Source organism: Hymenobacter nitidus, assembly GCF_020447315.1.
In the GTDB taxonomy this organism is placed as follows: domain Bacteria; phylum Bacteroidota; class Bacteroidia; order Cytophagales; family Hymenobacteraceae; genus Hymenobacter; species Hymenobacter nitidus.
The window spans coordinates 739,187-751,148 of record NZ_JAJADQ010000001.1 but is presented as its reverse complement, the minus strand read 5'-3'; the positions used below and the strand labels follow the sequence as shown (position 1 = coordinate 751,148).

Here is an 11,962-nt window from a genome sequence, read left to right as displayed (position 1 = left end):
TATGAAAAAAACTAAGTTATTTCTGATGCATTTTGCCGGTGGCAACTGCTTCTCGTTTCAATTCCTGCTACCCCATCTAAGCGAGTTTGAGGTCTTCCCGCTGGAGTTGCCCGGCCGGGGCCGGCGCATGCGCGAGCCGCTCATCCGTGACTTTGAGCAGGCCGCCAAGGACATGTACAATCAGATTATGCAGGTGCTGGCCCTCGACGCCTTTTCGCCTTCCAAGTTCCTGATCTACGGGCACAGCATGGGGGCCCGCCTGGCCTTCCGGGTGGCCGGGCTGCTCGAGAAGGCCCACAAGGCCCCCCTGCACATCATTATCAGCGGCAGCTCGGGCCCTTCCCTGATGCAGAACGACCGCAAAATCCGGCACCTGATGCCCAAGCCCGAGCTGAAGCTGGAACTGCAGAGCCTGGGCGGGCTACCCCTGGAAATCCTGGAAAACGACGAGGTATTCGACTTTTTCGAGCCCATCATCCGCTCCGACTTTGAAGTGGTGGAGCGCAACCAGCTGGGACCTTTTCTGCCCATCCAAACACCCATCTACGCCGTGATGGGCAGCGAGGAAGCCACCACGCCGGCCATCGGCAACTGGGAACAGTACACCACCACCGATTTTACCTCGGAGGTACTGCCCGGCAACCATTTCTTTATTCATCAACACCCTCGCCGAATGGCTGAGATAATCCAAAGCTGCTATGCTACGACTCCTGTATACAAATACTGAGTGCCTGGAGGATAATGAAATTGCTCATTATCTGGATTTTCTGCCCTTCGCTATGCACGGCGACATTCTGCGCTACAAGTTTGCCGACGACCAGAAGCACCGCCTCCTGGCCCGCCTGATGCTGCGCTACTGCCTGCTCGAAACCACCGGCAGCGACGAGTTGATGGCGGCCTGGAAAAAGGACGAAAACCACAAGCCCTTCGTGGCCGGCTGGTTTCCGTTCAACATTTCGCACGCCGGCAAATGGGTGATTTTCGCCTACAGCGACGAGGACATCGGCGTAGACATCGAGAAGCAGACCGAGGTGGACTACCAGAGCCTGATTGCCTACTTCCACCCCGACGAGCAGGCCTACGTCCGCAAGTCGGAAGACAAGCAGCTGAGCTTCTTCAACATCTGGGTTAAAAAGGAGGCCATTCTCAAGGCCATTGGCACGGGCATCGTGGAGGGCTGGCAGGAGTTCAGCTGCATCGACGAAATAGTGGCCTACAAGAACGAGAAGTGGCTTTTTCACCCGCTTTCCATCGACCCCGGCTACGTTTCCTACCTCTGCACCAGCGAGAATATCACCTCCATTGAGCTGCAGGAAGTGTTTGCCAGCGCCATTGCCACAATGGGCCACCCGGCAGCGTACGCGCTGAAAGAGGCCTGAGGCGCCCCGGTGCGCCGCCCGCATATCCTTATAGCTAGTGTCTGTATCCCTTATTTCTAACCCCACTCTTACGTGGAGCATGGCAGGCAAATCCTGCCCCCGACGATGAAAGCACCGAGTATAGCCTTCCTGTTTCCTGTCCTGATTGTGAGCCTGATCGTAATGGTCTTGTCGCGTAATATCGGCGACGTGCCGGCCCTGGGCCCCCTGTTCGACCCCTTCGTGGGGCTGGCCCAAAACGAAAAGCCTACGGGCCGCGCCCTGGCCACGCAGCTGGGCGCGCTGCAGCGCCCGGTGCAGGTGTACTTCGACGAGCGGGAAGTGCCGCACATTTTCGCCGGCGACCAGGCGGATATGTTCTTTGCCCAAGGCTACGTCACGGCCTCGCTGCGCCTCTGGCAGATGGACTTCGTGACCTACGCCTCGGCCGGCCGCCTGGCCGAGGTGTTCGGGGCCAAGTACCTGGATAAAGACCGGCTGCAGCGGCGGCTGGGCATTCTGGAAGCGGCGAAGAAGTCGTTGGCCTTCATCGAGCAGGACAGCCAGACCAACCAGGTGCTGACGGCCTACACTAAAGGCGTCAACGCCTACATCAGCCAGCTGCACTACAAGGACTACCCGGTTGAGTACAAGGTGTTTGCCACCAGGCCCGAGCCGTGGTCGAAGCTGAAGACCGTGCTGATTATGAAGTACATGGCTACTGCCCTGAGCGGCTACGAAGAGGACATGGCCATGTCGAGCATGCGCTTGGCCCTGGGCAAGGATTTCGACCGGGTATATCCGGAATGGACTCCCGACAACTCGCCGCTGACTCAGCGCGCCACCGCCCAGCTGGCCCAGCACCGCGCTACGAACTCCGACTCGCTCGGCTACCTGAACTACGCCTTCCTGGAGGGGCTCACCACCGTGACGCCCAGTGAGTACAACGCCAAGCTGGGCAGCAACAACTGGGTGGTATCGGGCAAGAAAACCAAGTCGGGCAATCCGATTCTCTGCAACGACCTGCACCTGAGCTTGTCGTTGCCGGCCATCTGGCTCGAAATGCAGCTTGCGGCGCCCGGCATCAACGTGTACGGCGTCTCGATTCCGGGCGCGCCGGCCATCATTGTGGGCTTCAACTCCGCTATTGCCTGGGGCACGACCAACGGCGCCACCGACGTGAAAGACTGGTACAAGCTCAAAATTGCCGACAACTATTCGGCGTATGAGTTCGACGGGAAGTGGCTCAAAACCACGGCCCGCGTGGAGGAAATAAAGGTGCGCGACGCGGCCACGCTCTACGATACAGTGTACTCCACCGTGCACGGCCCCATCGTGATGGACCGGCGCTTCCAGCAGAAGCCCGAGATGCTGAACTACGCCCTGCGCTGGGAGCTGCACAACCCGGCCAACGAAATCCTGACCTTTATCAAGCTGAATACGGCGGCCAACTACCAGGACTACAAAGCCGCCATCAGCCACTACGCCTGCCCGGTGCAGAACTTCATTTTCGCGGGCAAAAACGACGATATTGCCATTACGCACCAAGGTAAGATTGCCCGCAAGTGGGCCGGGCAGGGCCGTTTCGTGCTCGACGGTACCAAGAAGTCGCACCTGCCTACCAGCTACATTCCCAAAGACAGCCTGCCGGAAAGCCACAACCCCGGCAGTGGCTACCTGTTCTCGGCTAATAACCGGCCCACCGGCGCGGCCTACCCCTATTACTACAGTGGATACTACAGCGAAACCCGCGCCGCCCGTATCCAAACCCTGTTGGCTGCCGACAATCAGTTTGATGTGGCCAAAATGGAGAAAATGCAGCTCGACAACACCAACGGCTTTGCGGCCCAGGCCATGCCGGTGCTACTGGCCGCCCTCGACCGCACAGCTCTGAATGCGTCGCAGCGGAAGTTCCTGGCCGCCATTGAAAACTGGCGCGGCGACTACAGCCAGCAGAGCACTACCGCCATCCTGTTTGATCTGTGGTGGGACAACGTGGAGGACTACACCTGGGATGAGCTGCGCAGCTACTCCTTCTATGCCCAGGCACCCAAAGACGAGGTGCTGCTGCAGCTGCTGGCCCGCGACCCGCAACATCCGTATTTCAACCGCATCAACACCGCCACCCGGGAAACGGCTGCTACCATTGTGCAGTCTTCGTTCGTGGACGCCGTGGCGCGCATCGAGGAAAGGGTGAAGGAAGGCGCGTCGCCGGAGTGGGGGCAGGTAAACAAGGTAAACGTGACCCACCTCTCGACCCTGGCCGCTTTTAGCCGCAAAGACATTGAATCGGCCGGTAATCCGGAGGCTATCAACGCGGTATCCAAAAACTGGGGCCCTTCCTGGCGCATGATTGTGGAGCTGGGCGACAAGCCTAAAGCCTATGGTATCTACCCCGGCGGGCAGTCAGGCAACGTGGGCAGCCCGCACTACACCGATTTTATCGACGACTGGCAGAAAGGCAACTATTATGAGCTGCATTTCTACGCCTCCGAACGGGAAGCAAAGGCCGCCTGCAAAGAAGCCGCCTGGCAGCTCAGCAACTAACGCTTTTTTCCCGGCCCGTGCCGCGGGTCGGGTGCATGCCGGGCGGCTCTTCGGCCCTACGCCGGTTCTTTGGCCGCTGAATTTTTTGTGGCTGGGCCACTGGAATCTGTTGGGCCGTTTCCCGGCGGCGGGCGTCGCGGTTGTACGCCAACTTACCCCAGACCACTATTTCCTTGTTATTAAACCAGCACGAGCGGGCCAACTGGCCCGCTCGTTTCGTTTCACCTCGCCGCTGGAGAGTGAGGCCGGCCCACGAAGCTCGTTTTTTAAGGGTACCTTCCGTATACAGACACAATACTGTACCCCGTCACATGCCGCAAACGCCCAATCCTGCCCCATCATCCCGTGCCGCTGCGGCTGAAAATGAGGGCTCGAGCGGAAAGCCTGCTGCATCCCAGGAAACCAGTTCGGCAGACAGTCGCCCCCTCGACCGCTACGAGCAAAGTCAGGTGCGTTTCCGTACAGTGTTTGAAAACGCCCCGCTCGGTCAGAAAATCATTACTTCTGATCTAACCATTCGTCAGGCCAACCAGGCAGTGGTAGATATGTTGGGCTGCGCCAGCGTGGAAGATCTGGTAGGGCACAAAATCATGGAGTTTGCCCATCCCGACCACCGCGCCGACTGGCAGGATTTGCAAACCCGCTTGTGGGAGCACAAACTACCGGCCTTCACGCTCGAAACGTGCATGGTACGCAAAGACGGCTCCTCGTTCTGGTGCCAGATTCATTCGGTGCTTTTTCCCGACGAAGACGGCGAGTTGGGATACACCATCCTGGAAGATATTTCCGAGCGCAAAAGCCTGGAAGCCAAGCTAAAGCGTGTATACGATGCCCAGGAAACCATCCTGCAGCTCGCCACCCACGACCTGAAGGGCCCTATTGCCCACATCGAGCTGCTCACCGACCTGCTGCTGCGCGAAGTGGCTAGCCGCAGCGGCGAAGCGCCGCCACCGCCCGAAATGGTGCATTACCTCAGCCTCATTCAGGCGTCGTGTGCCCACGCCCACGTGCTGCTGCGCGACGTGCTCTACGTCGGTGACCTCGACGAGAACGGCTTGCAGAAACGCCCTACCGACTTACACGCCTACCTGACGGAGCAGTTGGACCTGCACCGCCTCTCGGCTCAGGAGAAAGGCATTACGCTGACCCTGGACTTGGCCCCGAAGCCCATTCAGGCCCGCCTGCACCCCGAAAAGTTTGGCCGAGTACTCGACAACCTGCTTCACAATGCCCTGAAATTTACGCCCGCCGGGGGCACCGTGACCGTCGGTTTGCGCGAGCACGAGGGCAAAGCGCGCCTCACGGTGCGCGACACCGGCATCGGTATTCCCAGCAAGCTGCACAACAACCTGTTCGACAAGTTCAATCCCACGCGCCGCGCCGGTCTGCACGGCGAAGTCACGACCGGCCTCGGCCTTTTTATCGCCAAGCAAATCGTCGAACTCCACGGCGGAGCCATCTGGCTCGAAAGCCGCGAAAAAGAGGGTACTACCTTTTTCATTGAGTTAGCCTGATCAGCAGGGTTGTGCTAGTTTTGTGCGGCCTGGCTGAGCAGGTACCGGCTTCGTCCGACCTGCCATTGCCCACGGCCCACTGCACCGCTACTTCTATGATAAAACTCTCCAGTGTGCTGCTGGTCGATGACGATCCGCTCACCAACGACCTCAATGAACGCCTGCTCCGGCAGCTTGGCGTAGCCGACCAGTACCGCGCCGCCAACGACGGCGCCGATGCCCTGGCCGTCTTGGAAGACCTCGCCGCCGATGCCAATCCCAGCAGCCCGGTGCTGGTACTGCTCGACGTAAAAATGCCTGGTATGGACGGCATGGCCTTCGTGGAGCAATACCAGCGCCTGCCCGAGAGCCAGCAGCAAGCCGTGGTCATCGTGATGCATACGGCATCTATGAGTTCCGTCGACCTCGGCCGCGTGGAATCTATGCCCATCGCCGGGTTGGTTAGCAAGCCGCTCACCAAGGAAAAGCTCGATACCATTCTCAAGCTGCATTTCCAGCGCCAGTTTCCGGCATAGTCAGATATCTACCAGTCTTTATCCCCAAACGCTAACGAGCGGACCATCTGGTCCGCTCGTTAGCGTTTCTGCGCTATCCACCCACCGCGCCGGTGGGTGGCAAAAAAGAGAAAGCCCGGTAACAGACTGGTTTAAAGTCTACTACCGGGCTTCGTGGCGCTCCCTCCTGGGCTCGAACCAGGGACCCTCTGATTAACAGTCAGATGCTCTAACCGGCTGAGCTAAGGAAGCGGTTATGGCGACGTTTATCTGTCGTTGCGGGTGCAATATTAGTGCACCCGGCTAGTTTGTGCAAGCAATATGGTAAAAATAATTGCAGAAAATAATCTAGTTAGTGATTGTCAGGATGTTGCCCGATAAAGAAGTCGAGTAGCGCCGAAGGGGAAGGTTAGCTGGGCCGCCTTGCACCTGCCCCTGGAAGTTGAATTGGGACTTGCAGCAGGGGTCAAATATCTGGGCGAACTGAACGAACTTGACCCGGGCGCAGGTGTCGGCCGAGTTATAGGTGCAGGTGCGCTCAAAGGCCAGATAGGTGCTGGCGTTCTGCCGTACCACAATCAGGCCGCGCACCCCGCCGGTGTGATATACGGCGCCATTATCAAAGCGGAGGTTGCTGTTCTGCTGGTCGGTGAGGTTCAGCACCTCGTTGAAAGCAGCCAGCGGAATCTGGGGCTGCGCCTCGGAATTGCTGCCGCAGCCAGTACAGAGCCCAACGCCTGCGGCAGCTATAACGGCCAGCAACGTACGGGAAGAGGAAAGCCAGTTCATAAGCAGATAAACAAGGGTGACAAGCAGCCGCACGCTATACGGAATGCGGGCCGGTTAGGAAGAGGCCGAAACGAAAAGTCGCCTTAAAACGCGGAAGCTACTACTTCTCGTTCCAAGGCGGCTTTCAGACCCAACGTACTGGTAAGAGGAGCAAGCTTATTGCACGCCTTCAAACTGGCGCAGGAAGCGCAGGTCGTTTTCGGTGAACAGGCGCAGGTCTTTGATTTGGTACTTGAGCATGGTAATCCGCTCGATGCCCATGCCCCAGGCATAGCCCGAGTACCGTTCCGGGTCGATGCCGGACTGCTCCAGCACGTTGGGGTCGACCATGCCGCAGCCCCCGATTTCGACCCAGCCGCTTTGCTTGCAGATGTTGCAGCCCGTGCCCTTGCAGATCAGGCAGGTGATGTCAATTTCGGCGCTGGGCTCGGTGAAGGGGAAGAAGGAGGGCCGGAACCGGATTTGAATGTCCTGCCCGAACATTTCCTGCACGAAGTAATACACCGTCTGCTTCAAATCGGCAAAGCTCACGCCTTCGTCGATGAAGATGCCTTCTACCTGATGGAACATCATATGGGCCCGGGCCGAAATAGCCTCGTTGCGGTACACGCGGCCGGGCATGATGCTGCGGATAGGAGGCTGCTGGCTTTCCATCACGCGCACCTGCACGGTGCTGGTATGGGTGCGCAGCAGCGCATCGTGGGTTGGGTCGGCGGGGTTGCGGGTCACGAAGAAGGTGTCCTGCATGTCGCGGGCCGGGTGGTTTTCCGGGAAGTTCAGGGCCGTGAAGTTGTGCCAGTCGTCCTCGATTTCCGGTCCTTCGGCCACGTTGAAGCCGATACGGGAGAAGATGCGCACCATTTCCTCACGTACCAGGCTCAGAGGGTGGCGCGTGCCTAGGGCGTTGGGCACCACCGGCAGGGTGTAGTCAAACGTGGGGTCGGCGGGGGCATTCTGGGCGGCGGCCTCCAGCTCCTGCTGGCGCTGGGTAAATTTATCCAGGGCCAGCTGCTTGAGCTGGTTCAGCTCCTGGCCCACGGCCCGACGCTGGTCCTGGGGCACGGTTTTGAGCAGGTCGAACAAATCGGCCAGCTGCCCTTTGCGCCCGGTGAAGGCAATGCGGAACTGCTCCAGCTGATCGGGAGCGGCGAGGTCGTAAGCTTCGATTTCGGCGCGAAGGCGGTTGATTTGGTCCTGCATAGTAGGGCAAAGGTACGCTTCCGGCGCAAAATCCACCCGCAAATCCCCGGCTTGGTGCCCAGGCCCAACCGCCGCGAAAAAAGTTGGTACGATTGCTGCAAAACTCCTGATACAAGCGGCACAGAAGACTGAACGCGGGGCGCCACCCGTTCGAGTTATACGCCGACGGCTCCGCGCCTGGTCTATTTTTCATCCTTTCGTCTTTTCTGAGTTATGAACCGTTTCCTGTCTTCCGCCTTCCTCTTATTTGTATTCGGCGCCGCTTCCGCCCAGGCCCAATCCCAGAACACCTCCGTTGGCTCGGCCACCGAATGGGCCTCGCCCGAACTCGACCCCTGGACGATGAACGCACCCCGGGCCGCCGTAGAACAGCCCGTTGCGGCTGCCTCGGCCGAGCCTACCAGTTATAACACGGGCTGGAGCAGCGCCCCCGGCATCAGCCTGAGCGTGCACAACACGCCCAGCACCGACTGGTGGGGCCGACCCCTCAAGAAGAAAGAGAAACTGGCGGCCGCAGTAGTAGAGGACGGCAGCGACGACCCGATGATGCAGTCTTCCGGTCAGATGATTGCTCCCGGCATGAACACCGCCCCGTACCGCGGTACCAGCACCGACTATTGGGGCCGCCCCGTGCGCAAAGCCAAGCGTCAGGATGCCAAGGTAGCCGCCAAGATTGCCAAGTCTTCGACCGTTGCCGCGACTACCGCTGCCTCGGCTGAGTAATAGTTCGCCAAAAAGTCGGGGGTACCGTACTAGGAGCCAGAAGTCTATGTTTCACATCTTCACCGGTTTCTTATGCGGTACCCCCAACTCTTTTTCTGGTTATTGAGCGTAGCGCTGCTACTGCCTCTGTTCACGGCCCAGGCCCAGACCAAGCGCACCAGCGGCTACCACAAAACAGCCTCCGCTTCCCGCACCCGCGCAGTAGCTCGCACCTCAAACAACCGCCGCTACTCCGATGAGGACCGCCAACGCCTGGCCCCCGGCATGCGCATCAACATGCCTACCCCGCCCAGCACCGACTATATGGGCCGCCCCATCAAAAAGAAGACGCCCAAGCCGGCTTCTACCAGCTCCACCATTTCGTCGGGGCAAACAGCGCCGGCGCCAGCCGCGCCCGCCAAAACCCGGAAGCGGCGGTAAGAAAAATATCTGCCCAGGCCCCATAATTACTTATGGAGTAGATATTTTTGTGGTTTCAGGCACAAATCCTCCATTTTCTGCGTAGTAGGGGAAAGTGAAATTCCCTACTCCCACTTGTTTTTTCGCTATGCTACGTCCCGTTTTTTCGTGCCTGTTGTTGGTTGCCGTGTTGAGCACCTCAAACGCACTAGCCCAACAAAGCCGCTCAAAACCGGCTAAAACGCCCGCCACGCCGGCCCCGGCAGCAGCTGAACCCGCGCCCGCCCCGGCCGTCGAGCCAGCAGCCAGCAGCGGCTTTGCCGCGCCAGCTTCGGCTGCGGAGGCAGCGCCGCCGCAATCCAATGGCTTTGCCATTGCTCCGGGCTTTACCGCTGCTCCTTCGCACCGCGTACGCATGGATTATCGGGGCCGCCCCCTGGCTCCGTATGTGAAGCGTAACGTGAGTGTCAATACGACGGCACCCGCGCCGATGGTAGAGGCTACTCCAGTAGCGGCTCCGGCAGCGCCAGCCGTCACTACCACCGAAGTTGCGGCTCCCGTAGCGGCTCCGGCTACCAAAGCTGCTTCGGCCACGACTACCAAGAAGGTAAGCACAGCCGCTGCTGCTCCAGCCGCCCCCAAGAAAGCACCCGCCAAGAAAGCTCCCGCTAAGAAAGCCGACGACGGTTGGGGTTCTTCCGGCAGCGGCTGGTAAGCCAAGCTTTTCTAACGCCCCAATAAAAAAGCCCACCCGAGTTCCGGGTGGGCTTTTTTATTGGGGCTTGGCGCTGAACTACTCCTCGGCGCCGACTGCTGCAGGTTCCGCTGCGGCTACCGTGGGTTGGGCGCGGTAATAGAGCGTGGTGCTGTTTTCGGGCCGCAGAATGTCCTGGGCAATGGCCAACAAGCCTTCCGCCGTGACGGCCTGCACCTTGGCGCTTTCCTCGTTTACCAGGTTGGCGTCGCCGATAAGCTTGCTGTAGGCCAGGTTCATGGCCCGGTTGAGCAGCTCGATTTCCTCGAACACAATGCTGGCTTCGGCCTGGTTTTTTACCTTTTCCAGCTCCAGTTCCGGCACCAAGTTCTGGCGCAGCTCAGCCACCACGGCTTCCACGGCGGCATTGGCCTCTTCCAGCGTGACGCCCGCGTTGAGGCGGCCGCTGATAACGAGCAGGCCCGGCTCCAGGGAGCCCGTGCAGGAAGCGGAAATAGAGTTAAACAACGGCTGGTCCTTCACTAGCTGCTGATACAGGCGTGACGACTTGCCCCGGCCCAGCACGTCGCTGAGCAAATCGGCGGTGTGGTAGGCTTCCTCGGCCCGGCCGGGCATATGGTACACCTTGTAATAGGCGCTTACGGGCACGTCGGCCGTAATATCGAGGTGGCGCGGGGCGGTTTGGCGGGGCTCGGCAGGCAGTTGCCGCTTGTAGGGCGTGCCGGCCGGAATGGGCTCAAACCACTTCTCGGCCAGGCGACGCGCTTCGGCTACCGTGATGGGGCCGGCCACCACCAGGATGGCATTGACGGGGGAGTAGTGCTTGGCGAAGAAGGCCCGCACGTCGTCCATTACCGCGTTTTCGATATGGCTGATTTCCTTGCCGATGGTGGGCCACTGGTAGGGGTGCTGCTGGTAGGCCAGGGGCCTCAGCTTCAGCCATACGTCGCCGTAGGGCTGGTTGAGGTAGTTCTGCTTAAATTCCTCGACCACCACTTTGCGCTGCACCTCCAGACCGTTTTCCGAAAAGGCCAGGCCCAGCATCCGGTCCGATTCGAGCCAGAAGGCGGTTTCGAGGTTGGCCGCCGGCAGCGTGAGGTAGTAGTTGGTGATGTCGGGGGAGGTGAAGGCGTTGTTTTCGCCCCCCACGTATTGCAGGGGCTCGTCGTAGCTGGGGATGTTTACCGAGCCCGAGAACATCAGGTGCTCAAACAAGTGGGCAAAGCCGGTGTGCTGCTCGTCCTCGTCGCGCGAGCCGACGTTGTAGAGCACATTCAGGACGGCAATGGGGGTGGTATGATCCTCGTGCACGATGCAGCGCAGGCCGTTGGCGAGGGTGAATTCTTCAAATTGAATCATGGGTGGCAAGGTAAGGAGGCGGGGCTGGGGCCCCGCCCAAAGTTAGGAACCCAGCAAACGTACAGGTAAAGGAAAACAGTGACCGGGGTAAGAAAAGTTTTTCGAGGGCTGGTGGCGGCATGCCGATTAATGCGTAACTGGGTACCTCTATTGCCGGCTGTTACGGTGCCGGTCTGCTCTAGTACTATTTCCTATTGCACGTGGTTCTATTCTTCACTTATCCCCCTTCCCCTTATCATGCCCAAAGGCAATAATTTTGCGGCCAATCTGGCCGAAACCGACATGGCGGCGGCCCGTGCAGCCGTGAATGCGCTGCAAGGCAAGCTGGCCTTCGTGCCCCAGCAGCCCGCCGAGCTTATCACCTCCACTACCATCAGTGCTGAGCGCCTGCCCTTGGCCGACCTGGCCCTGCAGGCCGCCGAGCAGGACCCCGACGTGATGCGCAAGAGCTGCGACCCGGAGCAGCTGCGGGCAAAAATAGAGGCGTACCGCGCCTTGACGTCCCTGCGCAACCAACTGGAGCCCGAACTCAAACGGCTGGATAACGCCATTAACGTGCTGGGCTCCGATATTCTGTTCATGACCAACAACGTACACGAGGACATCGAAAAGGATAAAGGCGAATCGACGACGCTGGGCGAACTGCGCCAGAAGATCAATGCCTACTACGCCCGGCCCCGAGGCACCGCGAAAGTCACCCCCAAGTCGGCCTGACGCCTGATGGGCAACCCGCCTGATTTGAGCAAAACGCTCAAACGAGTGACCGTTTCAGCGACTCGTTTGACCAAAACAGCCTTCGCCTTGACCGTTTTGGTCGTAGCGAAGGCTGTTTTGGTCGTAGCCCCTACCACGCGGCCGGGGTAG

12 protein-coding genes and 1 tRNA gene are annotated in these 11,962 nt (G+C 59.5%); 9 read left to right on the top strand and 4 right to left on the bottom strand.

The window, feature by feature from the left end; translation table 11 throughout:
• Position 1: 1 nt before the first annotated feature.
• The 5 genes from LGH70_RS03250 to LGH70_RS03230 all read left to right on the top strand — a co-directional run bounded on the left by LGH70_RS03250 (position 2) and on the right by LGH70_RS03230 (position 5,934).
• Entirely contained in the window at positions 2 to 727 is a 726-nt protein-coding gene (locus tag LGH70_RS03250; protein WP_226182639.1) for a thioesterase II family protein, read from the top strand.
• On the top strand, positions 699 to 1,379 hold the full coding sequence (locus tag LGH70_RS03245) for a 4'-phosphopantetheinyl transferase family protein (RefSeq protein ID WP_226182637.1): 681 nt from the start codon (positions 699 to 701) through the stop codon (positions 1,377 to 1,379). Before LGH70_RS03250 ends, LGH70_RS03245 begins: the two co-directional genes overlap by 29 nt.
• Positions 1,380 to 1,484: 105 nt before the next feature.
• Positions 1,485 to 3,905: a penicillin acylase family protein gene (locus tag LGH70_RS03240; protein ID WP_226182635.1), complete on the top strand. Its 2,421-nt coding sequence runs from the start codon at positions 1,485 to 1,487 to the stop codon at positions 3,903 to 3,905.
• Positions 3,906 to 4,354: 449 nt separating this feature from the next.
• Positions 4,355 to 5,419: a PAS domain-containing sensor histidine kinase gene (locus LGH70_RS03235; protein WP_348533732.1), complete on the top strand. Its 1,065-nt coding sequence runs from the start codon at positions 4,355 to 4,357 to the stop codon at positions 5,417 to 5,419.
• A 95-nt stretch (positions 5,420 to 5,514) separates the two neighbouring features.
• Positions 5,515 to 5,934, top strand: coding sequence for a response regulator (locus LGH70_RS03230; protein ID WP_226182631.1), 420 nt, complete (start codon positions 5,515 to 5,517; stop codon positions 5,932 to 5,934).
• Positions 5,935 to 6,088: 154 nt separating this feature from the next.
• On the opposite strand, the gene LGH70_RS03225 is transcribed toward LGH70_RS03230, so the two are convergent.
• The 3 genes from LGH70_RS03225 to pheS all read right to left on the bottom strand — a co-directional run bounded on the left by LGH70_RS03225 (position 6,089) and on the right by pheS (position 7,902).
• Positions 6,089 to 6,165, bottom strand: a tRNA-Asn gene (locus tag LGH70_RS03225).
• A 96-nt stretch (positions 6,166 to 6,261) separates the two neighbouring features.
• A complete protein-coding gene (locus tag LGH70_RS03220; protein WP_226182629.1) occupies positions 6,262 to 6,702 on the bottom strand; it encodes a Rieske (2Fe-2S) protein in 441 nt (146 codons plus the stop codon).
• A gap of 156 nt (positions 6,703 to 6,858) precedes the next feature.
• Positions 6,859 to 7,902 carry a phenylalanine--tRNA ligase subunit alpha gene (gene pheS / locus LGH70_RS03215; RefSeq protein ID WP_226182627.1) on the bottom strand — a complete coding sequence of 348 codons (1,044 nt, stop codon included), beginning with the start codon at positions 7,900 to 7,902 and terminating at the stop codon, positions 6,859 to 6,861.
• 213 nt (positions 7,903 to 8,115) lie between these two features.
• On the opposite strand from pheS, the gene LGH70_RS03210 reads away from it, so the two are divergent.
• From LGH70_RS03210 to LGH70_RS03200, 3 genes are all read left to right on the top strand, one after another.
• On the top strand, positions 8,116 to 8,625 hold the full coding sequence (locus tag LGH70_RS03210; RefSeq protein ID WP_226182625.1) for a hypothetical protein: 510 nt from the start codon (positions 8,116 to 8,118) through the stop codon (positions 8,623 to 8,625).
• Positions 8,626 to 8,697: 72 nt separating this feature from the next.
• Positions 8,698 to 9,045: a hypothetical protein gene (locus LGH70_RS03205; protein ID WP_226182623.1), complete on the top strand. Its 348-nt coding sequence runs from the start codon at positions 8,698 to 8,700 to the stop codon at positions 9,043 to 9,045.
• Positions 9,046 to 9,172: 127 nt separating this feature from the next.
• Positions 9,173 to 9,739: a hypothetical protein gene (locus LGH70_RS03200; protein ID WP_226182621.1), complete on the top strand. Its 567-nt coding sequence runs from the start codon at positions 9,173 to 9,175 to the stop codon at positions 9,737 to 9,739.
• Positions 9,740 to 9,817: 78 nt separating this feature from the next.
• Here LGH70_RS03200 and LGH70_RS03195 read toward each other — a convergent pair whose 3' ends face one another.
• The gene (locus LGH70_RS03195) at positions 9,818 to 11,098 is read right to left on the bottom strand and encodes a M16 family metallopeptidase (protein WP_226182619.1); all 1,281 of its coding nucleotides are present in this window, start codon (positions 11,096 to 11,098) and stop codon (positions 9,818 to 9,820) included.
• A 237-nt stretch (positions 11,099 to 11,335) separates the two neighbouring features.
• Here LGH70_RS03195 and LGH70_RS03190 point away from each other — a divergent pair, with 237 nt between their 5' ends.
• Positions 11,336 to 11,812, top strand: coding sequence for a hypothetical protein (locus LGH70_RS03190; RefSeq protein WP_226182617.1), 477 nt, complete (start codon positions 11,336 to 11,338; stop codon positions 11,810 to 11,812).
• The last annotated feature ends 150 nt before the right edge of the window (positions 11,813 to 11,962 follow it).

Bases quoted from the DNA above. Each gene is read 5' to 3' on its own strand.
- LGH70_RS03250 (WP_226182639.1), top strand. From the start codon at position 2: ATGAAAAAAACTAAGTTATTTCTGATGCATTTTGCCGGTGGCAACTGC.
- LGH70_RS03245 (WP_226182637.1), top strand. From the start codon at position 699: ATGCTACGACTCCTGTATACAAATACTGAGTGCCTGGAGGATAATGAA.
- LGH70_RS03240 (WP_226182635.1), top strand. From the start codon at position 1,485: ATGAAAGCACCGAGTATAGCCTTCCTGTTTCCTGTCCTGATTGTGAGC.
- LGH70_RS03230 (WP_226182631.1), top strand. From the start codon at position 5,515: ATGATAAAACTCTCCAGTGTGCTGCTGGTCGATGACGATCCGCTCACC.
- LGH70_RS03220 (WP_226182629.1), bottom strand. From the start codon at position 6,702: ATGAACTGGCTTTCCTCTTCCCGTACGTTGCTGGCCGTTATAGCTGCC.
- pheS (WP_226182627.1), bottom strand. From the start codon at position 7,902: ATGCAGGACCAAATCAACCGCCTTCGCGCCGAAATCGAAGCTTACGAC.
- LGH70_RS03210 (WP_226182625.1), top strand. From the start codon at position 8,116: ATGAACCGTTTCCTGTCTTCCGCCTTCCTCTTATTTGTATTCGGCGCC.
- LGH70_RS03205 (WP_226182623.1), top strand. From the start codon at position 8,698: ATGCGGTACCCCCAACTCTTTTTCTGGTTATTGAGCGTAGCGCTGCTA.
- LGH70_RS03200 (WP_226182621.1), top strand. From the start codon at position 9,173: ATGCTACGTCCCGTTTTTTCGTGCCTGTTGTTGGTTGCCGTGTTGAGC.
- LGH70_RS03195 (WP_226182619.1), bottom strand. From the start codon at position 11,098: ATGATTCAATTTGAAGAATTCACCCTCGCCAACGGCCTGCGCTGCATC.
- LGH70_RS03190 (WP_226182617.1), top strand. From the start codon at position 11,336: ATGCCCAAAGGCAATAATTTTGCGGCCAATCTGGCCGAAACCGACATG.